Annotated in this window: 17 protein-coding genes and 1 pseudogene; 9 read left to right on the top strand and 9 right to left on the bottom strand. The window is 63.4% G+C overall.

Features of this window, described 5'->3' with window-relative positions:
* Positions 1 to 404: pseudogene (locus AC5RUJ_RS02160) on the top strand (glycosyltransferase family 2 protein); the annotation flags it as partial.
* On the opposite strand, the gene AC5RUJ_RS02155 reads toward AC5RUJ_RS02160, so the two are convergent.
* Positions 349 to 741 (bottom strand): VOC family protein, encoded by a 393-nt coding sequence (locus AC5RUJ_RS02155; RefSeq protein WP_494109766.1) that lies wholly within the window; start codon positions 739 to 741, stop codon positions 349 to 351. The pseudogene AC5RUJ_RS02160 and the gene AC5RUJ_RS02155 sit on opposite strands and share 56 nt — an antisense overlap.
* 167 nt (positions 742 to 908) lie before the next feature.
* On the opposite strand from AC5RUJ_RS02155, the gene AC5RUJ_RS02150 reads away from it, so the two are divergent.
* Complete coding sequence (locus AC5RUJ_RS02150; RefSeq protein ID WP_494128535.1) at positions 909 to 1358, top strand: YkvA family protein; 450 nt, start codon at positions 909 to 911, stop codon at positions 1356 to 1358.
* On the opposite strand, the gene AC5RUJ_RS02145 is transcribed toward AC5RUJ_RS02150, so the two are convergent.
* On the bottom strand, positions 1355 to 2254 hold the full coding sequence (locus tag AC5RUJ_RS02145; protein ID WP_494155574.1) for a serine/threonine-protein kinase: 900 nt from the start codon (positions 2252 to 2254) through the stop codon (positions 1355 to 1357). The two genes, AC5RUJ_RS02150 and AC5RUJ_RS02145, sit on opposite strands and share 4 nt — an antisense overlap.
* Before the next feature lie 257 nt (positions 2255 to 2511).
* Between AC5RUJ_RS02145 and AC5RUJ_RS02140 the strand changes: the two genes are divergently transcribed.
* The 3 genes from AC5RUJ_RS02140 (at position 2512) to AC5RUJ_RS02130 (ending at position 3945) form a co-directional block, all read left to right on the top strand.
* A complete protein-coding gene (locus AC5RUJ_RS02140; RefSeq protein WP_494026200.1) occupies positions 2512 to 3255 on the top strand; it encodes an ANTAR domain-containing protein in 744 nt (247 codons plus the stop codon).
* A 103-nt stretch (positions 3256 to 3358) separates the two neighbouring features.
* Positions 3359 to 3703, top strand: coding sequence for a hypothetical protein (locus tag AC5RUJ_RS02135; RefSeq protein WP_494128533.1), 345 nt, complete (start codon positions 3359 to 3361; stop codon positions 3701 to 3703).
* On the top strand, positions 3700 to 3945 hold the full coding sequence (locus AC5RUJ_RS02130; protein WP_494128532.1) for a hypothetical protein: 246 nt from the start codon (positions 3700 to 3702) through the stop codon (positions 3943 to 3945). Before AC5RUJ_RS02135 ends, AC5RUJ_RS02130 begins: the two co-directional genes overlap by 4 nt.
* On the opposite strand, the gene AC5RUJ_RS02125 is transcribed toward AC5RUJ_RS02130, so the two are convergent.
* Entirely contained in the window at positions 3920 to 5320 is a 1401-nt protein-coding gene (locus AC5RUJ_RS02125) for a dihydrolipoyl dehydrogenase family protein (RefSeq protein ID WP_494128531.1), read from the bottom strand. The genes AC5RUJ_RS02130 and AC5RUJ_RS02125 overlap by 26 nt on opposite strands.
* A 153-nt stretch (positions 5321 to 5473) precedes the next feature.
* The gene (locus tag AC5RUJ_RS02120; protein ID WP_494128530.1) at positions 5474 to 6415 is read right to left on the bottom strand and encodes a DMT family transporter; all 942 of its coding nucleotides are present in this window, start codon (positions 6413 to 6415) and stop codon (positions 5474 to 5476) included.
* Positions 6416 to 6708: 293 nt separating this feature from the next.
* Between AC5RUJ_RS02120 and AC5RUJ_RS02115 the strand changes: the two genes are divergently transcribed.
* Positions 6709 to 7329, top strand: coding sequence for a phosphoribosylanthranilate isomerase (locus AC5RUJ_RS02115; RefSeq protein ID WP_494128529.1), 621 nt, complete (start codon positions 6709 to 6711; stop codon positions 7327 to 7329).
* A 17-nt stretch (positions 7330 to 7346) separates the two neighbouring features.
* On the opposite strand, the gene AC5RUJ_RS02110 is transcribed toward AC5RUJ_RS02115, so the two are convergent.
* Entirely contained in the window at positions 7347 to 8039 is a 693-nt protein-coding gene (locus tag AC5RUJ_RS02110; protein ID WP_494128528.1) for a TetR/AcrR family transcriptional regulator, read from the bottom strand.
* A gap of 108 nt (positions 8040 to 8147) precedes the next feature.
* Here AC5RUJ_RS02110 and AC5RUJ_RS02105 point away from each other — a divergent pair, with 108 nt between their 5' ends.
* Both AC5RUJ_RS02105 and AC5RUJ_RS02100 read left to right on the top strand, forming a co-directional pair.
* Positions 8148 to 8879 (top strand): DUF2306 domain-containing protein, encoded by a 732-nt coding sequence (locus tag AC5RUJ_RS02105; RefSeq protein WP_494128527.1) that lies wholly within the window; start codon positions 8148 to 8150, stop codon positions 8877 to 8879.
* A 44-nt stretch (positions 8880 to 8923) separates the two neighbouring features.
* Positions 8924 to 9484, top strand: a complete 561-nt coding sequence (locus AC5RUJ_RS02100; RefSeq protein WP_494155573.1) for a very short patch repair endonuclease — start codon at positions 8924 to 8926, stop codon at positions 9482 to 9484.
* 492 nt (positions 9485 to 9976) lie between these two features.
* Here AC5RUJ_RS02100 and AC5RUJ_RS02095 read toward each other — a convergent pair whose 3' ends face one another.
* The 4 genes from AC5RUJ_RS02095 to AC5RUJ_RS02080 all read right to left on the bottom strand — a co-directional run bounded on the left by AC5RUJ_RS02095 (position 9977) and on the right by AC5RUJ_RS02080 (position 20899).
* The gene (locus AC5RUJ_RS02095) at positions 9977 to 15631 is read right to left on the bottom strand and encodes an ATP-binding protein (RefSeq protein WP_494128525.1); all 5655 of its coding nucleotides are present in this window, start codon (positions 15629 to 15631) and stop codon (positions 9977 to 9979) included.
* Between the two features lie 8 nt (positions 15632 to 15639).
* The gene (locus AC5RUJ_RS02090) at positions 15640 to 17064 is read right to left on the bottom strand and encodes a hypothetical protein (protein WP_494128524.1); all 1425 of its coding nucleotides are present in this window, start codon (positions 17062 to 17064) and stop codon (positions 15640 to 15642) included.
* Positions 17061 to 19184, bottom strand: coding sequence for a hypothetical protein (locus AC5RUJ_RS02085; protein ID WP_494128523.1), 2124 nt, complete (start codon positions 19182 to 19184; stop codon positions 17061 to 17063). Before AC5RUJ_RS02085 ends, AC5RUJ_RS02090 begins: the two co-directional genes overlap by 4 nt.
* 344 nt (positions 19185 to 19528) lie before the next feature.
* A complete protein-coding gene (locus AC5RUJ_RS02080) occupies positions 19529 to 20899 on the bottom strand; it encodes a DNA cytosine methyltransferase (protein ID WP_494128555.1) in 1371 nt (456 codons plus the stop codon).
* A gap of 1056 nt (positions 20900 to 21955) precedes the next feature.
* Between AC5RUJ_RS02080 and AC5RUJ_RS02075 the strand changes: the two genes are divergently transcribed.
* Positions 21956 to 22235: hypothetical protein (locus tag AC5RUJ_RS02075; RefSeq protein ID WP_494128522.1), on the top strand; the 280-nt coding region annotated here is incomplete at its 3' end.

Genomic DNA, 22235 nt, shown 5'->3' with positions numbered 1-22235 from the left:
GGCTGGCCAGCGCCGCCTACGGCTCCGGCTACCGGCTCGGCGCCGGCCTCGCGATGGCGGCCACCCCGGTGTGGGGATCGAACTTCGCCATGCGCCGGACTGCCTGGGAGCGGGCCAAGGCAGGCGTCCACCGCGACCGGCAGGACATCCACGACGACCTGGACCTGAGCTTCCAACTGGCTCCGTGGGCGCGGATCAGGTTCGACCGGCGGCTGCGCGTCGGCGCGGCCGGGCGGATCTTCGCCGGCCGAACCGCGTTTGCCCGGCGCTTCCGCTGGGCCCTCACCACGGTGGCGGTGAACTGGGTGGTCCAGCCACCCGGGCAGCGGTGGCTGCGGCGCTTCAACGTCAGGACGCCGGAGCGGAGGAGCCCAGCATCTCCAGGTAGTGCGGGTTCTGCATGATGCCGAGGACGTTGCCGAACGGATCCACCACCGAGGCCGTGACGAAACCGTGGCCGCGTTCCGTGACGGGCTCCAGCTCCTTCGCGCCTTTTTCCAGCAGGCGCTGCCGCACGGCCCGCACATCGTCCACATGCCAGTAGAGGATCGCGCCGCCGGGGTCGATAGCGTGTCCGGGCGGAGCGTGCATGGTGTCGATCAGCCCCAGCTCGTGCTCGTAGTCGCCGACCCGGAACTCCGCATAGCCCGGCTGCTCAAAGTAGGGCTTCTTCCCCAGCAGGTCGGAGTACCACTCGACCGCCGCCGGCAGGTCCGGGGTGTAATAGCTGACCGTACTCATTCCGCGCAGCATGGGTCCCTCCGAAGGATTGCCGAAGCCGCCCCGGCACTCGCCGGGCCGTGATGGTTGGACGCTACCGCACATGGACGTCCCTGTCTGCCCTACAGTTGCGGTAGCGCGGCCAGGAAGAGTACGACGTCGGGGCCGTGCCGGGATGGGAGCAGAAAGTGGACTGGGTTGACCTGTTGGTCGGTGTTGCCGGTGGCCTCGTCCTGGTCTATGCGGTGCTGCTGGCCTGCCTGTGGTGGTACGCGCGCCGGCATCCGGAGACGGTGGGAATGCGCGATGCCCTGCGCCTGCTGCCGGATCTGTTGCGGCTGCTGCGCCGGTTGACGGGGGACCGCGAGGTTCCGGCGCGGGTCCGGATTCTGCTCGTGCTGCTGCTGGCCTACCTGGCCAGCCCCATCGACTTGGTGCCGGATTTCCTACCGGTCATCGGGTATGCCGACGACGTCCTGGTCGTGGCCTGGGCCCTGCGGCTGCTGATCCGGTCCGCCGGCCCGGAGGCATTGCGCCGGCACTGGCCCGGTACCCCGGCGGGACTTCGCGTGATAGAACGCTTGGCCGGGCTGCCGGCGTCGGGCCCCGGACCGGCAGAGCGGCCGCGAAAGCCTTAGCGCGCGGCCGCTTTCAGACGGTGGGGTCCGTGGTTCGGCACGACGGGGATGTCCAGCCGGCGCCTGCCCCACAGCCTCCGCCTGCCCCGGAGCGAAAGCTCCATCTCCTCCAGCGCCAGCGCCACCTCCCGTCCGGTGGGGCGTTCCGCCGGGTCGGCAGCCGTCATGGCGCCCAGCAGCAACACCCAGTCGGGACCGAGGCTGGCCGGGATCTCCGGATCACGCAGCAGCCGGGCAACCGCTGCCTCCAGCGGCGGACCGGAAAAGGCGGGCTTGCCGGTCAAGCACTCCAACAGCACCAGGCCCAGGGAATAGATGTCGCTGGCCGGGCCCGCGGGCTCGCCCTTGGCCTGCTCGGGGCTCAGGTAGGCGGCGGTCCCATAGATGCCGTCCTCGCGGGCGTCTTCGGAGATCACGACGGCGATGCCGAAGTCGGTGAGTTTGGCCCGGAGCCGGGAGGCGTCGTCGTCGTAATTGAGAAGCATGATGTTGCCGGGCTTGATGTCCCGGTGGACCACCGAGTGGTTGTGGATGTAGGCGATTCCCTCGGCCAGCTCGTGGCCAATCTGGGCCACGTGGCGCGGCGGCAGCGGCCCCTCCGCCAGGCGCCTGCGCAGGTCCGCGCCTTCGATCAGCTCCATCACCAGGTAGATCTGCGGGTGCCCCGCTTCCATCCGGTCGATGCCCGCGTCCAGCAGGATCACCAGGTTGGGGTGGTTCAGCCGAGCCAGGAGCTTGATTTCCGCGTCATCGCGGTGGAACTCTGCCTCGTTCATTGAAGGCCGCTGGATGACCTTGACGGCGACCTCGCGCCCCAAGACGGCGTCCTCCGCCCGATACACCCGTGCGCTCGCTCCGGTCCCGATAAGTTCCTTGAGCCGGTACCGCCCGCCCAAGAGGGTGCCCGCCCGATCTAAATGAGGCGTACTGGTCAACGTCTCCTGCTTTCCGGCTGGCCTTTTGACAGCACACTTAGCATCGTACGGGGTCTAGTGCCAAGTAGTTGCCTGAAGCGATCGGTATTCCGAATCGTTATCGGCGAGGGAGGGGAGGCCGGAGGCCGGCGAAGCAGATTCCCCCCGACTGGCTCTAGCTGTGACCCGCGTCACGAGGTGTAGCGTGGACGTACGCCGGAGCATCAGTGGAGGGCATCATGGCACGCGAAATTTATGATGATTCCGAGACGACGGTCAAGGATTTTCTTCACGGACTGGCTGCCGACAGTGCGGACATTGAGGCGTTCCTCAACGCCGTGGCCCGTTTGGCCGTGCACAATCTGTCGCGGCCCGGCGAGGAACTCCTGGTCGGCATCACGCTGCTGCGCCATAAAAAGGCCGGCACGGTCGCGAGCAGTAGCGACCGTGCGCAGAAGATGGACGAGATTCAGTACGAATACGCAGACGGACCGTGCCTGCGCGCCGCTCGCGAACACACGGTGGTCCACATGGCAGACCTGCAGACAGAAACGACGTGGCCTGAATACACCCAGGACGTTCTGGCCGAAGGCATCCGGTCCATCCTGGCCGTGCCGATCCCGCTTGAGAGCGGGGACAGTGCGGGGCTGAACCTCTACTCCGATATGCCGAAAAGGTTTGATGCGGAAGCGCTCAAGGCCGCCGAACAATACGCGCACCAGGCCTCCCAGGCACTGTCCCTGGCGGTCCGGCTGGCCCGGCATCGGGAGACCGAAGCGGACTTAAAGGCGGCGCTGGAATCACGAACGACCATTGCCGTTGCCGTCGGGATCATCATGGGCCAAAGCCGGTGCAGCCAAGACGAAGCCTTCGCGATGCTCAAGTCAGCCTCCAACACCCGCAACATCAAGCTCCGCGAGCTGGCCTCCGACATCGTCGCCTCCACCGGAACTCCCTCGGCCGAAACCCATTTCGACAAATAACCGGCACGCATCGTCTCCAGCCCTTGAGCAAGGGGGGATGTCCTTGTAGCGTTGGGTCCGGTTAAGCAGTTGGCCATCGATCCACTCATATGGAGCGCCGATCATGGATCACAAACTGCGTGTACTTGTCAGGCTTGATATCGACCGCACCTCGGCGGTCATCGAGGTCAGCGGGTGCCTGACCGTCGACAGTTGCACAGCGCTTTTACCCCTGTTCCATCGTATGGAGCGCCTTGCCCACGGAATCGTCATTACGGTCGATCTGTCCGACGCGCAGCACATCGAACGCCGCGGCCTGGAGATGCTCGAACGGTTCGGCGCAGGAGAAGAAGTTGGCGCCGCGCAGGCGGGCCCCTTCACCGGCACTCTTGCGGTAGCCGTCCCCGCGGATCTGCCGCAGTGCCCGGCCGTCTCCATTGGCCGGGCACGTTTGCAGGGGGCGGCATGAACAGCATGATTCGGGCGTCCGGACGTTCGCCGTTTCCCGCCGATCTGTCGATCCTGCCGACGGACCAGCTATTGAATCTCAGCAACCGATGCTTCCGGGACCTGGATTGTGAGCACCCGGTCCGGGACGCGCTGTTCCAGTACTACGCGCTCGCCGCGGAGCTCGAAGTCCGGGAAGCCGCCACGAAGGACACCGGAAAGCAGGCGCCCTGGACGCCTAGTCCTCCAGCCACGCAGGTGTGAACAGCAGGTTCAACCCCTCGGAGACGGTGGGGTGTGTGATGATCGCGTCCCGCACCGCGGTGTAGTCCATTCCGCCGATCATCGCCATCTGCAGCACCGCGATCGCCTCGCTGGCCCCTGTTCCCAGCAGCGCGGCACCCAGGATCTTGCCGGTCTGCCGGTCCAGCACGGCCTTCCATTCGCCGTCCAGCTGACCGAGCGTCCGGGCGCGCGGAATCGCGCTCACCGGCATCCGGGCGATTTGCACCTCGTGGCCGGCCTCCCGGGCCTGCCCCTCCGTCATCCCCACCCTGGCGAGCTCCGGCGTCGTAAAGACGGTGTAGGGGATCAGCCGCCCCTGCGTGGACCGGGACTCGCCCTCGCCCCGCGCGGCGGCCAGGTTGGTTTTCAGGATCCGGTAGTCGTCGTAGGAGGCGTGGGTGAACTGCGGGGAGTCGGCCGCGTCGCCGGCGGCCCAGACGCCGTCGGCCGTGGTGCGCAGCTGGTCGTCCACCTGGACGAAGCCCTTGTCCGTCAGCTCCACCCCGGCCTTCTCCAGCCCCATCCCGTCCGTCATCGGCCGGCGTCCCAGCGCCACCAACACGTCGTCCGCGGTGACGGTCTCCCCGGTGGACAGCGTCACGGTGACGCTCCCGTCGGCGGCGCGCTCGATCTTCTCCGCGGACGCCTCGAGCTTCAGCGTGATCCCGGCGTCGGTGAAGTTCCGGGCGACCAGCCCGGCCACATCGGCATCCTCCCGCGGCAGCAACTGCCCGGCGCGCTGGATCACCGTGACCTCCACGCCGATGGTGTTCAGCAGGTCGGCGAACTCGCAGCCGATGTAGCCGCCGCCCAGGATAACCATGCTCCCCGGCAGCTGCTCCAGGTGCAGCAGGGTGTTGCTGGTCTGCACCCTGGATTCGGCCAGACCGTCGATGTTGGGCAGGGCGGGTTCGGTGCCCAGGTTGAGAACGACGTCGGTGCCGCGCAGGAGGCGGGTGCCGCCGTCGTTCAGCGCGACCTCCACGGTCTTCTCGCCGACGAACTTGGCCTCGCCGAGGATAAAGTCCATGCCCGACCCCGTGAACAGCTTCTGCTGCCCGGCGACCATGGTGTCCACCACGTCCTCCTTGCGGCGGCGCAGCAGGTCGAGGTCCATCCGCGGCTCCTCCGCGCCCGCCACGCCGAACTCGGCCGCCCGACGCACGGTGTCCAGCACCCGGCCGGACTGGATGAGGGTCTTGGTGGGAATGCACGCCACGTTGATGCAGGTGCCGCCGACCATCGACCGCTCCACCATCGCCACCTTCTGGCCGGACTTGGCCAGGTCCATCGCCAGCGACTTGCCGGCCTTCCCGCCGCCAACCACCAGCAGGTCGAAATCCTCGGGTTCCATGTCAATCCTTCCCTCGGTTTGCTGTTCGCGGCTGGTTTTCACGCTCGCCGCTTACCGTCACAGCGCATGCTCGGGAGCGCTTGCGCCTTCCCTTGCAGCCGCCTTGAAGCCACCGTACGCCTGATAGCGGCCCCCGTTCCAAAGCGACGGACGCTAAGGAATCTCCTCAGCGGCTGAATCCCTGCGAGGTTCCACGGCGGGCCGCAAGCCCTTGCGCCCGGCGCTTGTTTTGTCCCGGGTGGTGAAGAACACGCCGCACATCACCAGGGCGGCGCCGAGAATCTGCATGACGCTGATGCTCTCGTTCAGCAGCAGATACGCACCGAGCATGGTAAAGACCGGCACGAAGTTCAGGAACACGGACGTCTGTGACGCCCCGAGGACGGCAACGGCGCGGTTGTAGAGCATCAGGGCAATCACCGACGGAAAGACGCCGAGGTACACGAGGCCGGACCAGTGGCCTCCGCCGATCCGCGGGACTCCCACGACCAGCCACTCCGCCGCCATGACGGGCAGCAGGATCATGACCGACAGCCCGGTCATCACCAGGACCGCCCCGTAGGATGGGAACAGGTGCAGATACTTTTTCACAGCGATCGAATACACCGCCCAGGACACGGCGGCCGCCGCCATGATGGCATCGCCGATGTTCCAGGACAGGTCCGCGAGGCTCATGAGCTGTCCGTTGGTAACAACCCACAGCGCCCCGCATATGGAGAGCACGACGCCGAACCACTGGATCGCCCTGAGCCGCTCGCGCAACAGCCAGAAGCTGAGGGCCACCGTCGCCGCCGGCACCGAGGCTTCCAGCACCGAGGCGTTGGTGGCCGAGGTGAATTGGAGGGCGGTGTAGATCAGCGTATTGAAGAGGGCAACTCCCGTGAGCGTCATCAGCAGCAGCGGCTTGCGGTGCTGGAGGAACAGGCGACGGGACTCCCAGGCGCCGCGGTAGCCCAGCGGGAGCAACACCAGGAAGGCAATGAAGACCCGGAAGAACGCGATGGTCAAAGGCGGCAGGTCGCCGAGCGCCTTGCCGGTCAAGATGTTGCCGGCATAGAAGATGACCACCAGCAGCAGGAGGACGTAGGCGCGCATGCTCCTCCTCGGGTCGTCGTCCAGCGCTCGTCCCTCATACCCTACGTGCCCGGGGCAAGGCCTGACCGGAACTCGCCCGCCGACCCGGATGCGGCGCACCTGCGGGCGGCTACGATGGTGTCCTCAAGCGTGGCGGGCTCCAGAGCCGGCTCCGCTCGCCGGAGCGCGCATCCCAGAAGGTGCTTGGCGGAGTCCGCGGCCACGGCGAAGCCCTCGCGTCGAAATTGTGAGCAGTTTCGGCCTCACGGCGAGCGGATGCACACGTACACGCACAGCACGAACGGGCAGGAATAATGGCTGAAACCTATGTCAAGATCTGCGGACTGCGGACTCCAGAGGCGGTCGCGGCCGCCATCGACGCCGGCGCGGACGCGGTCGGCTTCGTCTTCGCCCCCGGTGGCCCGCGCACAGTCGGTGCCCAATTGGCACGCGCGCTCGGCGAAACCGTGCCGGCGGATGTCGAAACGGTCGGCGTGTTCCGCAACCAGCCCATCGGCGAGGTGCTCGAAACCGCCAGGGCCGCGGCGGTGACCACCGTCCAGCTGCACGGCGACGAGCCGCGCGGCGACATCCGCTTGCTCGAGGACGCGGGGTTCCGGACTCTGCGCGCCTTCTCCGCCGAGGGCTATGAAGCCCTCCCAGCGGACGAAAAGGCGGACTGGGTGGCAGGCCGCGTCCTGCTCGATGCAGTTGAGCCCGGCGCCGGAGTGACCTTCAACGCAAGCGCCATCCAGGCGCAACCGCCGCGGGGGTTCTGGCTGCTGGCCGGAGGGCTGACTCCCGCTAACGTCGGCGGGCTGATCGCCACGCTCCGGCCGATCGGCGTGGATGTCTCCAGTGGCGTTGAATCCAGCCGCGGCGTCAAGGACGTCGGGCTGATTCGCGATTTCGTGCAGGCCGCCAAAATGCAGTGATCCTGCCGTGCGTCGCCTTAGCGCGAGGCCGAGGTCCAACCCTGCTGGTGGAGCCTTTCGAAACCGTCCAGCAGCAGGTCCAGGGCAAACTCGAACTCGAACTGGTCGTCGCAGCCTCGGCCTACCACGGTCCCGTCGTCGTGCGCGCCAGCCATCGCAACCTCGGCGATATAGGGGTACCGCGCGGCCATCATCTGCAGCATCTCCGGCGGCACGTCCGCCGGCGCGCTCTGCGAGTCGTCGAACAGCTCCTGGGTGAAACCCCACATCCGGCTGCCCAGGGCGTGCATCACGTGGTGGGTGAGGTCGACCGAGAATCCACCGGCACGAAACATGCCGATCACCGAGTCCATGTAGTCAAGGACAACGGGCGTTTTGTTGGTGCGCGACTCGAGTACCTGGCAGGCCCATGGGTGGCGCAGCAGGACCTCCCGGGCCGACAACACCCGTTGACGGACGGCGTTCCGCCAGTCCGTCCCGCTGGGTCGCGTCTCGATCTCGCCGACGATGACGTCAACCATGCCGTCCAGAAGTTCTTCCTTGTTGGCGACGTGCTTGTAGAGGGCCATTGGCACCACGCCCAGTTCCTGGGCAAGCTTGCGCATGCTGAGCGCGTCGACGCCGGCTTCGTCGGCAAGTGCGACGGCGGCGCGCAACACCCGCTCCCTGTTCAGCGGGGTGCGGCGAGCCGACTCCACCTGCTGAGCCATCAGGACCACCCTTTCCGACGGCAGCTATCTCTTGACAAGTGTACAACGTACACCTACTTTTAGATCACAAGGTGTACGCCGTACACCCACGAACTTGGGGAACAAACAATGGCTGCAGAAACGATCGCCGTCACCAAGGCCTCCGGGCGCCGGCCGCGCGGCCGCTGGCTCATACCCGCCGGCTTGATCTTTGTCAGCCTCATCCCGGTCATCTTCGGGTCCATACGGGTGGCCGAGCTGACTGGGGGAGCGGCGGTCACGCCGGCCAACGAGCGGTTCTTCGACGCGCCGGTCCCGGTGCTGATCCACATCCCCGCCGCCATCGTCTACAGCCTGCTGGGGGCCTTCCAGTTTGTGCCCTCGCTGCGCCGCGGCAAGCGAGGCGGGCGCAGCTGGCACCGCATCGCCGGGGTTGTCCTCATCCCGGCCGGCCTGCTCGTTGCCCTTTCCGGCCTTTGGATGTCCGTCTTCTACGACCTCCCGCCCGACGACGGTGTCATCCTGCTCGTCCTTCGGCTGGTATTCGGCACGGCCATGACGGCGAGCATCGTCCTGGGCGTCCTCGCGATCCAGCGGCGCAACTTCGCCGCCCACGGTGCCTGGATGGCCCGCGGTTACGCCATCGGAATCGCGGCGGGCACACAGGCCTTGGTGACCATCCCTTGGATTATCCTGGTGGGCCCGACCAACGAACTGAGCCGTGCAGTGCTCATGGGGTCGGCCTGGCTGCTCAACCTTGCCGTCGCCGAGTACTTCATCCGCCGCCGCGCTCGAAGGTCCGCGCACCCGCGGCGCATGTCCGGCAGGGCCACGGCACTCCCATCGGGATCTGCGCGATAAGGGCCGCGGTCTACCGGAAGTTCGGCCCTCCGGACGTCGTCACCGTGGTAGAGGTTCCGGTGGCGCGGCGCTTGGCCACGGAGTCGGGTGATGCGTTCGCGCTTGATGTCGAGTTCCATTTGGGTCCGGTCGGCCATGACGGTGAAGACCACTCCATCCCCACCAACGGGAGTTTGGTTCCCTATGATGGACGCATGGCCGACTTCATGAGCCCCGAGCAGCGAAGCGCCCATATGTCGAAGATTCGATCCAAGAACACCAAGCCCGAAATCCTGCTCCGTAAGATGGTCCACCGCGAGGGCTTTCGGTACCGGCTCCACGATCCCAAGCTTCCAGGGAAGCCTGACCTCGTATTTGCCGGCAGGCGAAAGGTTATTTTCGTCCACGGCTGCTTCTGGCACGGGCACGAGTGTCCCGTGGGGGTGCGTTTGCCCAAATCAAACACGCCCTTCTGGACCGAGAAGAGGCTGCGCAACGGAGAACGCGATCTCCGGCAAACCACCGAACTTCGTGCTTTGGGGTGGGACACACTCGTTGTGTGGGAATGCGAAATCAAGAACGATCCCAACGTCCTAGATGCCGTTAAGAATTTCTTGAACGGCTGACTTCGCCCTTGATCAAGTCAGTCTCAAGGACGACCTTCGAATACAGGCCTGGCAGGCTCTCCGTGCGGGTCCAGCAAGACCCCGTGGCCGCCGGGGCCGCAAGAAAGGCCAGCTGCATACAAGGGACCGAGCAGGGCCATCAACAGCCGTCTGGAGCACTTACGCGGTGCTACCGGCGGCTTTCCGCAACCTCGCCGACTGCATGTCCAGCTCCTTGATGGAGGCCGGCAGATTCGGGCCTAGGCTGCACTCTCGTTTGTGGAGTGCCCTTAAGAAGTGCCCTTAAATCGTGAAGGCCCCCAGCCTGGGGGAAGCTGGGGGCCTTAGTCATCACTCGCACCTTGAGGTACTTGCAGGCTATAAAAACGGCCTGAAAACATCCTGCGTGCGGGGTGGGAACTGCCTCAGGTAAGGGCCCCTGACATGGGGGACGGAAGTGCTTGGCTTGAGGGCCATCGGTGGCTTCGAACTCATCCTCGGCAGCGCTTGAACTCAGTGCACCGGGCTCATCAACTGGTAGAAGGGTATGCCCTTGATGAAGTTTCCCGGATAGTTGAGCGAACAGTATAGGGCTTCGTGCACTTTTTGGTCCGGGATGTAGGAGGCTGCTCCTTGGGGTATTCCGTTGAGGCCAAGCTGTTCGAGCTCCCTTTGGCTCACACTGGGCACCTTGTGGATGAACCAAGTCAGGAGGGGTTCGCCGTAATTCGCTCCGCCGGTTCGGAAATGCGACAGATACTGGGATGCGAGGATCACTCCAAAGCCAAACTCTCGCCCTTGGAGCATAAGGTCCATCAACACGGGGAATTCGTACCTCATGATGTTGACCGCTTCATCCACGAGCAGGAAGGAGTTCAAGCGCCTTAACTGGGGCGACTGCCCGACATAGGGCCACTTTTCTGCCTTGAGCATGTAGTCGTAGTACATGTTCAGGAAAAGGACAACCAAGGCGTTCTTGGCATTTTGATCGGTGCCTAGGTCGCTTAGCGCCAGCACAAGCACCTTGTCGTAGATAAGATCTGCAAAGGGCACTAGGCCCTCCGGATCGTCGCTAAAGACCTCGCCCAGCACGAAAGTATTGAGGATGCCTGTAACCGCATCCGGCTTCCCTCCGGCGTCGCGGTATGCGTCTAGGACTTGTGAGAGCGTAGGAGGCTTTCCCTCTTGGTCCTTATAGAGCTGCGTGATGACCGTAACGAGACGGTCGCGCTGCACGGGACCTACACCGGCATAAATCTTGCTGATCACGTCGCAGAAGGCCTGGGCCCGTTGGAAGGCCGCCAGTGCCGTGTACTCGGCCGGCAGCGCGAAGATGTTGAGGGGAATGCGCTGCGGCCTTAGGACCTTGCCGCCTACCGCTTCCAAGAATTTTTCGTCTTGGAAGTCTCTTTTGTAGTCGAGGATAAGCAGCGACAGGGGATTTTCCTGCGTGCGCTCGGCAGAAGACCTCAGTTGGAAGATCAGGGACTTGAGCAACTGGGTCTTACCAGTTCCCAGATCCCCGACGACACCGATGTTCATCTGGTTGAGGGCTGTGTTGCTCGGCCAGTATTCGGCCTGCGCTTTTCCAAGCACATTCATTAGGTCGCCTACAGGGAAGCGGACTCCGTCACCAGCCATGCCATTTTCGTCGTGCGGCGCTACCCAGCCCGCGGTTTCCGTGTTTCCCTCCGCTGAATCCGGTACCCCGTCTTCTATCAGGCTGGTTTTGACGGGATCTTCCGGCTCGCCGTGATCGGAGGAAGCCGCGCCTTCCTGCACATCTTCACCCGGGGTTTCGGGGGCGGTGTCCTCGTCACCCTTGAAGGAATGGGAGTCGGATGGGAACCCAACCGGCTGCGGTGGTTGGTCGGAAGGTGACAAGGTGGGCTGTTGCTGGCCCGGGCTAAACGCACTCTCGGAGGGGATGTCCGGGGACACGTCGGCAGCCCAGGAGACCACCGTTTGCCAAGCCTCAATCATGTTTCCGGCAGCCTCTCCTACCTGCTCGAAGGCGGCGCCTACGTCGGCGACTAGCGCTCCGTACCGATCCGAGGTCTTCGAAGAGTCGATTGCCTCATCTATGTATGACGCGAAATCCTCGCCTTGGAGCGTTTGGGACTGGTACCGGAAGTAGCTGACGATGGGCCGGCCAACGCGTACGGGCATGTCCCCGTTGACGAGGCGTTGGAGCCGATCGGCCAACCGGTCCGGTGAGGTGGTCGTGGTAGGCCTAAGCCGGACGCCGGCTTCGACCAATGCCCCCAGCCCGTTGTGCCAAAGGGCACTGTCGGACGTGTTTCCCCCGGACTGTAGGTCGTCGCAACGCGCCTGCAGTTTGCGGAGCAGCGCGGTCGTCGATTCCAGTTGTTGGAGAGGCTCGCGGAAAGCGGAGTCTCCGGGGCTTGGAAGGTTGGGAGCGGATCCGTTGGATTCAAGGCCGTAGCACTTGATCTCCACGGGAATAAGCGTCACCGCTTGGTCATCTAGCCGAATAATCAGAAGGTCGGCCCTGCGCGTCCCGCCGCCGTGGTTCGAATTTCCTGCCAGGGCTCTGAGGAACGCATCGCAGGCGTCGATCGGAAGAATGAAGTATTCCGCGCCATCTGGCTCAAGGCAATCCATGAGTGAGAATGCCAGATAGAACCCCAAAGCGCCCGAGGCGTGGGTTCCGCCCATGGACAGGAGCGCGGACAGGCCGACCCCCCTTGCTCCCAGCTTGCCGAGGAGTTCGTTTACGTTGTCCTCGTCCACGGGCCTGCCGTAGGCCTTGCTCAGCATGTTCTTGATCTGCGTGCGGAAGCTGCCCGGGATACGGGCTACGGAGATGAAAGGGCGGCGTTCGAGCTGGGGGACGTCGTTGGAAGGCTCGAGGAACGGCGGACGCCACTCCCACAGCATCTGGTTACCGCCGCCGGTGTTCTTGACCAGTGAGGCCATGGCGCTGGGGTTGACCAAGGCTTCTCCGGAGACTGTCCAGTCCGCACGGTTGTCCACAAGCATCGCCTTGAACAGGCGTGACATGATGCGTGGCTGGATATTCGCGCCTTCCACTGCCCTGAGTGCGCGCGCAAAGGGGTCCCATCCCGAGCCCTGCCGGAGGGCCGGACGGGATTCCGATAGTGGTGACCCTTCGGCGGGTGGTTCGTGGGCTTCGAACCTCCGGAGCGGAATGGGCCCAATGAGGCCAAGGTTTCCCTTGCCCTCTGGACGCACCTCCAATTGCACGCCGGAGTCCTGCAGTAGACGTATGTTGCAGGTTTTGGAGCTAGCCGCGTCTGGTTCGTACCGGGACCAGATCAGTGGAATTCCGGCGGTGAGTCTCATCAGGCGGGTTGCGGCCTCGCGGGGGGACTCTCCGCGGCGATTAAGCGAGTCCCAGATGCGGGCACCGCCAACGAGCTGGGCTTCCTTGCCTTGAGTCCATTGTTCGACAGCTCCCAGGACGGCACTGTCGACTTCGGCCAACCGGGCCGTGGGAGAAATTGCTGCCAAGTCGATGGTCAGGGTAGACACGTGGGGGTTCATGTTGCGATAGCTGCGTAGTGCTGCTGCCGCAGCCGTCGCATTCAGCCCACTCGCAGAGCTTCCTGGGGCAGGCAGGTTGCCGATGCTTACCGGTGGCTGGAGAGCCCGCGGGCCGTCAATCGAGGCTTCGACAAGCATGGACCAGCCCAAGAAGATCTGGTCCTCGCCGCTGTCAATCGGCACTGCCACCATCCGGCCGTTGGATGTTTCCCTCGGTCCCATGAGGGGAAAATTCCATCCTTCCACCGTTCCGGCTAGGGACTTCGCATCAGCGGCGTTCCACAGGGTGTCTTCCACACCCGCGAGCCAAGCAAGCCGTAGGGGGTGCAGCGGGCTCAACAGGACCGCGGTGCACTTACCGGTGGAGGCGGTATCCCATACGCTTACGCTGAACGGGTAGGTGGCCCAGAAAGTCCCCGCAGGATCGCCAAGTTCTTTTGCCCTATCAATGAGCCGGGCATACGAGGCCAAATATTCTGTGAGTTTTGCTTTTCCGTCATTCCACAAATGCCGCCAGGACGTTCGGGAAGGCCATTCAGCGGGTTGTCCAGGGGCGGCTCCTGTATCTCGCAGCGCGCCATCGATTTCGAGGGCGACGAACGCTTGGCGGAATTCTTCCGCTTCCGTGGAGTCAATTAGGCCGGACGGGATTTCAAGGCCGCAAACGGCGGACCAGGGGGCATGCATGTCCGCGTTCATGAGCAGAGCCGGGCTTGCTCCCGTGCCCAAGTCAGCAATCCGGGTGTTGCGGTCGGCAGGCAGGGCGATGTGCCCGAGCGCCCGTTGCCACTCGGGCGTGACGATATTGCGCGCAAGGAGTCCTTCCAGGGCTCCCCGCACCGAGCCCTCGGTTTCCGGACCTGGCCGTTCGACGGATACATGCTGCTTGTCCAAGGCTGCGACGATCGGGGAATGGCAAGCCGCCTTGGGCTGCGGTGTCCGAAGCTCGAACACGGTGTTGTGCATGACGATTTGGTCGAACCCACTGGGAATCACCGTGGCCGAAGCCAGCCCTTCCCTGTCCTTGAAGGCATCGACCGGTCGTCCTTGGAGCCGAACCTCGCCGCTTCCAGTAGCGCCCCATATGAGCAGTTGGTATGACGCGTCGGGATTGCCAAACGTTCCCAGGAAGCGGGCTTCCTCGAGTGCCGGCTCGCGGTCGGGTTGGAAAGTGTCCGGGCCTACATACGTGGCGCGTCCCCGAGCGTCCTTTGTCTGGACCGGCATGAATAGCAGGCCGGGACCAGTTGGCGGGAGCAAGTAGAAAACGCACGACGCCGAGTTGTCCACCACTCCGGCCAGGGGATCGGACGCGCCTATGTCGATCCCGATCCGTATGGCAGCAATGGAGTTCTTGCAGGGAGGCTTACCCGCATCGCGGATGAATCGACCGACGGCCCACAACCCGCCATCGGGATCGAGCTCCACACCGCCGTCCCAGACCATGCTTCGTGCTGAGGCGGACAGGGAGAGCGAAGACGCTTCTGCATCGTGCTGGCGGGGGATTGCGACAGTGGGAATCCGCACACGCACCGGCTGGGAGCGCAGTGCCACCGGGGAAGCTGCAGGGTCCGCGACCTCGGAGAAGAGCACGAAGGGCCCTTGTTCTGAAGAGTCTGCTGCGGATAGATCCTCTCCGTCCGGGCCGTAGAGCACGAGCGAACCGGTCTGGCCCTCCAACCCCGGCGGATGGAAGAATTGGTCCTCCGTCAGCGAGGCGAATGCCTCCGTCGCGTCCACGGAGCGTGCGCCCTGGCGGAGCAGGGCCACAAGATGGTTGTCTTCCGCACCCAGGGTTTGATCAAATCCGTCCCAGTCCAATGTCGCCACGGGGTGGGGCGTTCCCTGGGTATCGGGGTGGTGGGCCAGCAACTGGGTCGTCGTGAGGATGGTCGTTGTATCCGTCCACCACGAATCCAGGGCTTCGGCGATTGTCCTGCCGATGTTCGGGGCTCCCTTTTTCAGCAGCAGCCCGTTCTTAGGTGCAGGGAGGGCGAAGGACGCGAAGGTGTACCGTGCAAGCGCGTTATCGAGGGACAGTGACGGCTCTGCCTTTGACTTTACGGACAAGAGTTCCGCCAGATTCTCCAGCCCGTCGGAGACATGCTCAAACCAATAGGCGTTCCACCCCTTAGCCCCCTGTTCTAAGGCTTCGTGGGCAGCCTGAAGTTGCTTGAAACAGCCAGCCATACGTTCAACCGCTTCATCCCGCTGCCAGATGCCGTCCGCCTGTATGCCGGCAGCCGCGAGAACCTCGTCCAGCGCCGCCTCGGCGACGTTGTGGAGGGAAACGTCGCCGCTGGCACCGCTGGGGTAAGACGTGCCCAAGACTTCTCGGAAAGCCTCGAAGGAAGCGAGGTCTGGGCGGCGTCCTGTCACGACGGCTAGCCGGTCGTCTTGGCGGTACTGGATGGCGCTTTGAGGCGTGAGCCGGAGGCAGGCATCGTCCGAGAGGTCCTCGCGACCCCTTGTCACGAGGATCGCGAAGGGCGGTCGGTTGCCTGTTTTCTGGGCATTGGCCCGCCGCACGATTGCCTCGGCCGTCGATTCACCTATGGCATCCGGAAGGTATGCCGCTCTTAGATTGCCCAGTCGAGCCAAGCATCGCCCCAGAGCGTTTCCCAGTAGTTCCTTGCCCATATCTTCTCCTAGAAAGCGCTCTGCACGAGGACGCCTTGGTCAGCGTCGGCGCTGCCCCTGGCAAGACCTGCACGTTCGAGCAAAGTGATCAGGTCGCCGAGCTCCGGACGCAGCCCCAGCATGTCCAAGGATCCGAGGACAGCCCCCACATTCGTCGTTGCGCCCGGGCGGCCGCATGCCAAGCTCGCCACGACAGCCATCCATTCGGTTCCCGGTTCCACCCTCAGGCTTCGTCCATTTGAACCGTATGACTTCAGCAGCCCATAGTAGTCGGCGAAAGGCCCGCTTACCTCCCTGGTTTGGAGGGCGTACCTGACCGCCTCCCACAGGTTCTTTCCCGACGAAGTTTTCCTTCGGGCGCTCCGTACTTCCGTGAGTTCGCCACAGAGAACGGCATCGTCGTGCATCTGCCTCAGGATGTCTTCGAAGGTTTCGTCATCGACGTCCTTGCCCTTCATCCATTCGGACAGGAGGTTCCGGATCTGGTCACCTCGGCGCAGCCGCCAGGTCAGCTGGGACGATACGTCCCGGAGTCCGAGGCCCGCTCGTGCCGATTTCCATGGGATGACGGGGCCGATGCCCTCCCGCACGCTCTCCCACGTGGGAGGCTGTCCCCGAAGCACCTCGCGGGCCAGCGCGTCATACCAAGCGGATTCCCAAAGGAATCCGAAGCCCACGGCCAGCCGGAGGATAGTGGATGCCCAATCCACCCAGACACGTGCGGGCAGCGCATCCACCCAGCTTTCGTCCGTTATCTGATTCCACGCAGTGGCGAACCACTCAAACGGGGTAGCGGCGAAAAGTCCCTGCCAGGCGTCGGCCTTAACAGGGCGGGAGCTCGTACGTAGTTTCCGCGGGCTGTCCAATACTGACGTGTCCACGGCACGGTCTAGTGCTTGGACCAGCGGGTCCACGGACATGCGCCGCTCGGCCGCACCGAGCCACATCTGTGCCGGCCCCGCGGTATGGACCTTGGAAGGCAGGCCCAGCCGGTATAGGGATTCAAGGATTTCGGCCAGCGGAGGCGGATTGGGGCCGCCGAGGAGTCCGCGTACATTCTGGAGGAGGGCAAGTGCCGGGGTCATGGGACTGGCCGGTTGGCCGCCGCTGTTCTCTATGCGGACACCTAGGACACTATTGGAGACCGCTTGAGCCAGGTTCTCGGGATCGCCCGTGGTGCGTAGTCCTTCTGCGCGCAGGGCGTCACTAAAATGGCCGAGCCGTTCGCCGCTGGGTTCGCTGGCGCGGTAGGCCAGGGTGTCGGTCTGCCGCGGAGCGATCCGGAAAAGGAGACCTGTCTTCTTGCCGGAGGTCTCTGGCTCCATCTCCACGTCAAAGAGGCGCCAGGCGAGGGACGTGATCAGGGCTTCCGGGGCCGCCACGTATTGTGGCCGCGGCAGGGGCAGGATCATTTTCTGGGCATCCGGGCTCATGAACGGACTCCAACAACCAGCGGCTGGTCCTCTTTGGCGACGACTACGCAATACTGCGCATCCTTGAGCTGACCAGGGATTAGACGCGCAGCCCTGTACCGTTCCAGCCGGGGCGATGTCGCGTCCGACAGCTCCGTCACTCCGGAATGTCCAGAGGCACAAGCCATGGCCTCCCTGATCAACGGGAAATCAAGCCCAATTTGGGCCACTTCTCGGCTGTTCTCCAGCAGCCGCAGGAAGAGGGACTCCGAGTCTGTACGCGTTCGCAACTCAACTTCCCCCGTGCGCAGCGCCAATTTTGGAACGGTGGGAGTTCCCACGATTGGGTCGGTGCGGCTGTCAAACAGCGGGATGAGTGAGGGCGAGTGTCCTTGCTCCGGGTTCCTCTTCGGCCTGAGGAGGGTCCGTAACTGGGATTCCAATTCAGGAGTAAGCCGGGGAGCAAGGAACCAGGCGCGCGTCCAGGCAGCGACCTCGCTGCGGAATGCGGGAATCCCGTTGGCCGTGGCGTAAAGGCGCATCAAATATCCCCCGTACCAGGCGATGATCCTGTACCGATGCTTGTCCTTCAGCGACGGGCTGTTCGTTGCCCTGACGAATGCTTTGTCCACCTCTCGGTCGAACGCGGTTACCGCGGCGTGGAACGGGTCATCCGCTGAAAGATTGGCTTCTAGGCTGTCGAGGGGAGATCCGGAAGTCACCGGGCCGGTGAAGGCATCCGCCAGGGGCGTTGCCCACCCTGAATTCCACGTGCCGTCAAAGTTGCCCGGAATCGAGTCCCGTACCGGATCCACCATGGATGTCAGGCGGGTCACGGGATTACGTAGCGGATCGGATTCCTTCCCCGCGGCATACTCGCCGTCACCGTACAAGGCCTGTGCATAGCGCAGGGACGCTAGTTTCTGCATCTCACGGAAACGCTTGACCGGGTCATCGGATCTTGGTTGCAGGCCTGCTATGTAGTCTTGTAGTTCGTCGGCTGTGACCGCGTCAGGGGCGTTCCCGACCAGGCAGCGGGTGATGGTTCCCCAAATTTCGCGGTAAGTCATTCGCTGGGAAGCAACAATTTCGGCAGCGCGAATCACTGAAAGCAGTCCTGCTTGCACTCGTGGGGTGGCCAGCGACTGCTGGTTGGCCAGTAGGGGATCGAACCAGTCCGGGCTAGCGTCACGACCACCGGCAGATTCAATGACTTCCAGCACGTTGCTCAGGAGGGATCCTGCAGACGTGTGCGTGGGGCCCCACCCGGCCCGTTCGGAGAATTCGGCAACACCATAATCCTCCGCTTCGATGCCAAACCCGTCCGAGGCACCCTGGCTAATACTGACCTTTGGCCGATGTTCCAGCAGCGAGCAAACGTCTACGAAGACCACAAGCACGTGGGCGATCGCTTGGCCGAAGGAAAGGAGCCGCCCAGCCTGAAGATATGAAGTTCGGGTTTCTGTGCTGATGGACCATTCGCTGGCTCCGTCCGGGTCTCCTGTGTCCGCTTGTATCCAGTCGACAATGGCTTCACCCGGTCCTGCTGTACCTTGTGCGTGGCTTATTGCGCGGGTTGATTCCTCCACCAGAATGCCGCGGTTCACACATGCCAGCAGGTGGGAGCGAGCCGTGCAGGCGTCCTCGATATCCCCGATAAGCGCCGCATGTTCTTCTTTTTCGCTACCGATCGTTGCGTCATTGATCAACAGCAACTCCCGATCTGCGGCGGCATATCGGTAGGTTCGGTGCGCCAGCCCGTCCTGTTTGGGATCCACTTCCTCCAGACCGGAGGCGATGCTCGCCGCGGTATGGGATTTGCCCGCGCCGGGGCCACCGACGAGGAACAGCATTCGCGGCAATGCGGTACCCCGCAGTCCTTCTAGGAGCCATTCGGCTGCCTCTTCGACTCCTGCAGGCCTGGGAGCCGTGGGCCAGAGGGCTTCGCTGCCCACTGAAGGGCGGGCAGCAACGTCGCTGCCACCGGTGGCACGGTCCCAAAGGCGTCCCAGCACGTGCCAGTAGCCGTAATCGGCTTCATTCCTGACCGCAGAGCTTTCCTGCATGAACAATCGATCCTCCGAAAAGTTTGCTTGCGTTGCGTTGGCAAGCCAGAGCCGTTCCTCAAGCCAAAAACTCACGAGCAGGTCCCCGGGATTGCAATGCCTGTGGAGGCCCGAAAACCAGATTCTAGGATCCCCACGCTTGTTGAGGGGCCTATATAGGGTTGCCCTTGACTCGATGGTCTCTCCCGAGGGGGAAACGATCATTGCCGAAATAGTCTTCTTATTGGCCGGCCCTTGTTGCTGGGTGTCGTAGTCATGGATTTTTTGGCGGAGTAAGTAGCTCCTATACGTTGCCGTAGCGTCCATGATTGATTTGGCCAGCCCTGTTTTGCTGGGTTCCAGCAGGCCATAATCGAGTTCCCGCCGGGTTAGGTACCGGAGATTCCCGATTTCAAATTCAGTCAGTGTCCGCACTTGCTTCATTGCCCCCCAACCATTTCGGCGATTCGTTTCCCCACCGCCAACGATAGCCACGGCGACACTGCATTTCCTACTTGCGAGTACTGGGGTACCTCCAAGCGGCGTCGGTGGGCGCCCGTCGTTTCGTTGCCCAAAAATTCGAACCTGTCCGGGAATCCCTGGAATCTTGCCAGTTCGCGAACGGTGAAGATCCTGGGTTCTGCCGGATGAACATAGTCATCCGGCAGTGTCACGACGGTGCGGGCAGGCTGATCCCAACCAAGTACCTTTTGCGAATGCTTCTTCGTGCCAAGCAACAGGACGAGATCAGTAAGTTCGTCCAGGGTCGTCGCCAAGGCTGTGCCATCCGGCGCAACAGCGGGGAGTGCGCACTCATTTAGCTGCATCTTGACGAATAGACGCGCGTCCGATTCCGGCATGGTGGCGGCCTGGCGGATAATTCGCTGGTCGTGGCCGCCCTCGGCCAAATACTGGTACAGGCGGAAACGGTCGGTGGTTTTGCCCTTGTGGTTTCGGCGTATGTGGTTCAAAGGAAGGCGGGCCGAATCGTGACGCGTACTCCACTCCTCGGGGCGAAGCTCGCGAACGTACTGGGCGTTGCCGCCGCCGGTTTCTTTCGTGTGAAGAGCGAGATCCGCAATCGCATCAGCGACTGACCGAGCCTCTCGCGCGGCTATCGTCGGAACTGGAGCCAGATCAGGTACCGAGGCCGGCAGCGCGTCTACGAATTCGGAACGCCACAGGCCGCCAGTGGACTTGAGATTCCGTGACGCTGCGATGTCGGACCTGACAGCGATGATCATCAGGCGCGGACGGTGCTGCGGGGCACCGTAGTGCATGGCGTTGGCATGCACCGCCTGAACAACGTATCCGGGTTCTACCTCTGCCAGTGCCTGCTGGAGCTGGAAGAATGACGACTCTTCTTGGCTGCTGAATTTCCGGTTCATGCCCACGACATTTTCGATGACGACGGCCTTCGGCGCCGTGCGGGAGACGAACTCCAGATACTCCCAGGGCAGTTTGTTGCGCACGTCGTCGGGATTCCGACGCCCGGCAAGCGAAAAACCCTGGCATGGCGGACCGCCGACAACCAGGTCGATCTCTAGTGCCGCCAGTTCACGGACCGCTTCATCCTCTCCAAGCAGGACGCTTAGTTCGCGCACAAGCATGCCTCGCTGCACCTGTTCCGCGACGGGCGATGCCACATAGCGGGTCCAGGCCAGTGGATCGGAGGCATCGTCGATTAAGTTGTGAAAGAAGGTCCGTGCTGCCATGTCGGATTTCTCGACCGCGAGCACCAGTTCACCGCCAGCGCGCTCGATGCCCAGGGACAATCCGCCACAGCCTGCAAAAAGATCTACGTACTTCATCACCTAGTCATTCTGCCGTACCGGAGTGCTTGCGGATGTCGTTGTGAATCTGCGGCGTCGGGCCGGGTGCTCACGCCGGGATCCTAAATTTGTCTGCTGCGTTCCGCCGCCCGCAGCGGTGATCCTTCGGGAAGGCCGGGGCGCCAGCCTTGGGCTCCAGCCGCGTTTGGTGTCGAGGCGGGCGATGCGGTGGTAGAGGGTGGCGCGGGACATGCCGAGGTCGCGGGTGACGTGGGTGGCGGGTTGGACGGCGTCGATGAGGCGGCCAGTGTCTACTCCCGGCCTTTGCGACTGCCGACCATATGCGCTGCGTCGCCGCCGTCGGGAGAGGCACACCAGGAGGAACTGGCGGCACGCGACCGGCTCTCAAGCGGGAATGACTACGGCCGAGTACGCGAATGTGTAGCTAAAATAGCGGATATGATGTCCGGTCGCGCCACCCGAGACTGACCACCCGCGGTCCACTGCGGCGTCTCGTTGCCTTTATTCCTGACGACGCGCGCACAAGGGAGGAACGGTGGCCATCACCGCCAATGCCGGGGCGAAGTACTCATGCGCTTCCGGCGCTACGACGTCCTAAACTGACTGATCCAGGGGCTCGCTCACGAGCATGACCACGATGATCAGCGGTGCGGCGAGGGCGTAAGAGCCTGACGGTGAAGACCCGCATCTGAACTTCGGGGACCACATTCTGATGCCAGTAGTACTACGCGGGCACGCCATCACGGGAGCGACTGGCATGACCTACAAGCTCACTGGCTCCGGCACTGACAATGCCGCCGAGGTCAAGGTCGGCTCCAGAACCGCTTGCACCACATTGCTAGGACCTCAAAGTGCCGACGCGGAGATCCACCAACGTCCGCGGATCAAGAACTGAGCCTCGATGCACCGAAATAACCAACGGAGAATCGACAACCAAGTTCCCCTTTCCGAGGTTATGCGGTATGAGGTCGTGGAATACTCGAGGGCGTTATTACTACAGATATAATTGACAAGTTGCGGACGGCCGATCAGCGCCCTCCCTAGCCATTGATATGTTGGGGGCGTCAAATCGTGGTGAGTTCAGCGAGCAGTTGGAAACGTGTTGTTGCCGCGTTTTTGACCCTAATTTTTGCCGCGGTTTCACTCGGCGTTGGCGCCGCGGCAGCTTGGGCAGGCGTTTCTTCGGTGACGGGTGTTCTGGTGGATTCCGCTGGCGTTCCGCTGGAAGGGGCAGCGGCATACGCAGCCAATGGAATCTCCAACCCGGCGCATGTGACGGGCAGCGGGGGCAGGTTCAGCATTCCCGCAGGTGAGGCTTCGGCCCAGCTGGTTTTTCAGTACGCGCGCAATGGCG

The sequence above is a fragment of the Arthrobacter sp. Y3223164 genome (assembly GCF_059091005.1).
This window is presented reverse-complemented; position numbering and strand designations above follow the sequence as displayed.

What these genes read in the sequence shown, in the direction of transcription:
- AC5RUJ_RS02155 (WP_494109766.1), bottom strand. Translation starts at nt 741, where the DNA reads ATGAGTACGGTCAGCTATTACACCCCGGACCTGCCGGCGGCGGTCGAG.
- AC5RUJ_RS02140 (WP_494026200.1), top strand. Translation starts at nt 2,512, where the DNA reads ATGGCACGCGAAATTTATGATGATTCCGAGACGACGGTCAAGGATTTT.
- AC5RUJ_RS02135 (WP_494128533.1), top strand. Translation starts at nt 3,359, where the DNA reads ATGGATCACAAACTGCGTGTACTTGTCAGGCTTGATATCGACCGCACC.
- AC5RUJ_RS02130 (WP_494128532.1), top strand. Translation starts at nt 3,700, where the DNA reads ATGAACAGCATGATTCGGGCGTCCGGACGTTCGCCGTTTCCCGCCGAT.
- AC5RUJ_RS02125 (WP_494128531.1), bottom strand. Translation starts at nt 5,320, where the DNA reads ATGGAACCCGAGGATTTCGACCTGCTGGTGGTTGGCGGCGGGAAGGCC.
- AC5RUJ_RS02120 (WP_494128530.1), bottom strand. Translation starts at nt 6,415, where the DNA reads ATGCGCGCCTACGTCCTCCTGCTGCTGGTGGTCATCTTCTATGCCGGC.
- AC5RUJ_RS02115 (WP_494128529.1), top strand. Translation starts at nt 6,709, where the DNA reads ATGGCTGAAACCTATGTCAAGATCTGCGGACTGCGGACTCCAGAGGCG.
- AC5RUJ_RS02110 (WP_494128528.1), bottom strand. Translation starts at nt 8,039, where the DNA reads ATGGCTCAGCAGGTGGAGTCGGCTCGCCGCACCCCGCTGAACAGGGAG.
- AC5RUJ_RS02105 (WP_494128527.1), top strand. Translation starts at nt 8,148, where the DNA reads ATGGCTGCAGAAACGATCGCCGTCACCAAGGCCTCCGGGCGCCGGCCG.
- AC5RUJ_RS02095 (WP_494128525.1), bottom strand. Translation starts at nt 15,631, where the DNA reads ATGGGCAAGGAACTACTGGGAAACGCTCTGGGGCGATGCTTGGCTCGA.
- AC5RUJ_RS02090 (WP_494128524.1), bottom strand. Translation starts at nt 17,064, where the DNA reads ATGAGCCCGGATGCCCAGAAAATGATCCTGCCCCTGCCGCGGCCACAA.
- AC5RUJ_RS02080 (WP_494128555.1), bottom strand. Translation starts at nt 20,899, where the DNA reads ATGAAGTACGTAGATCTTTTTGCAGGCTGTGGCGGATTGTCCCTGGGC.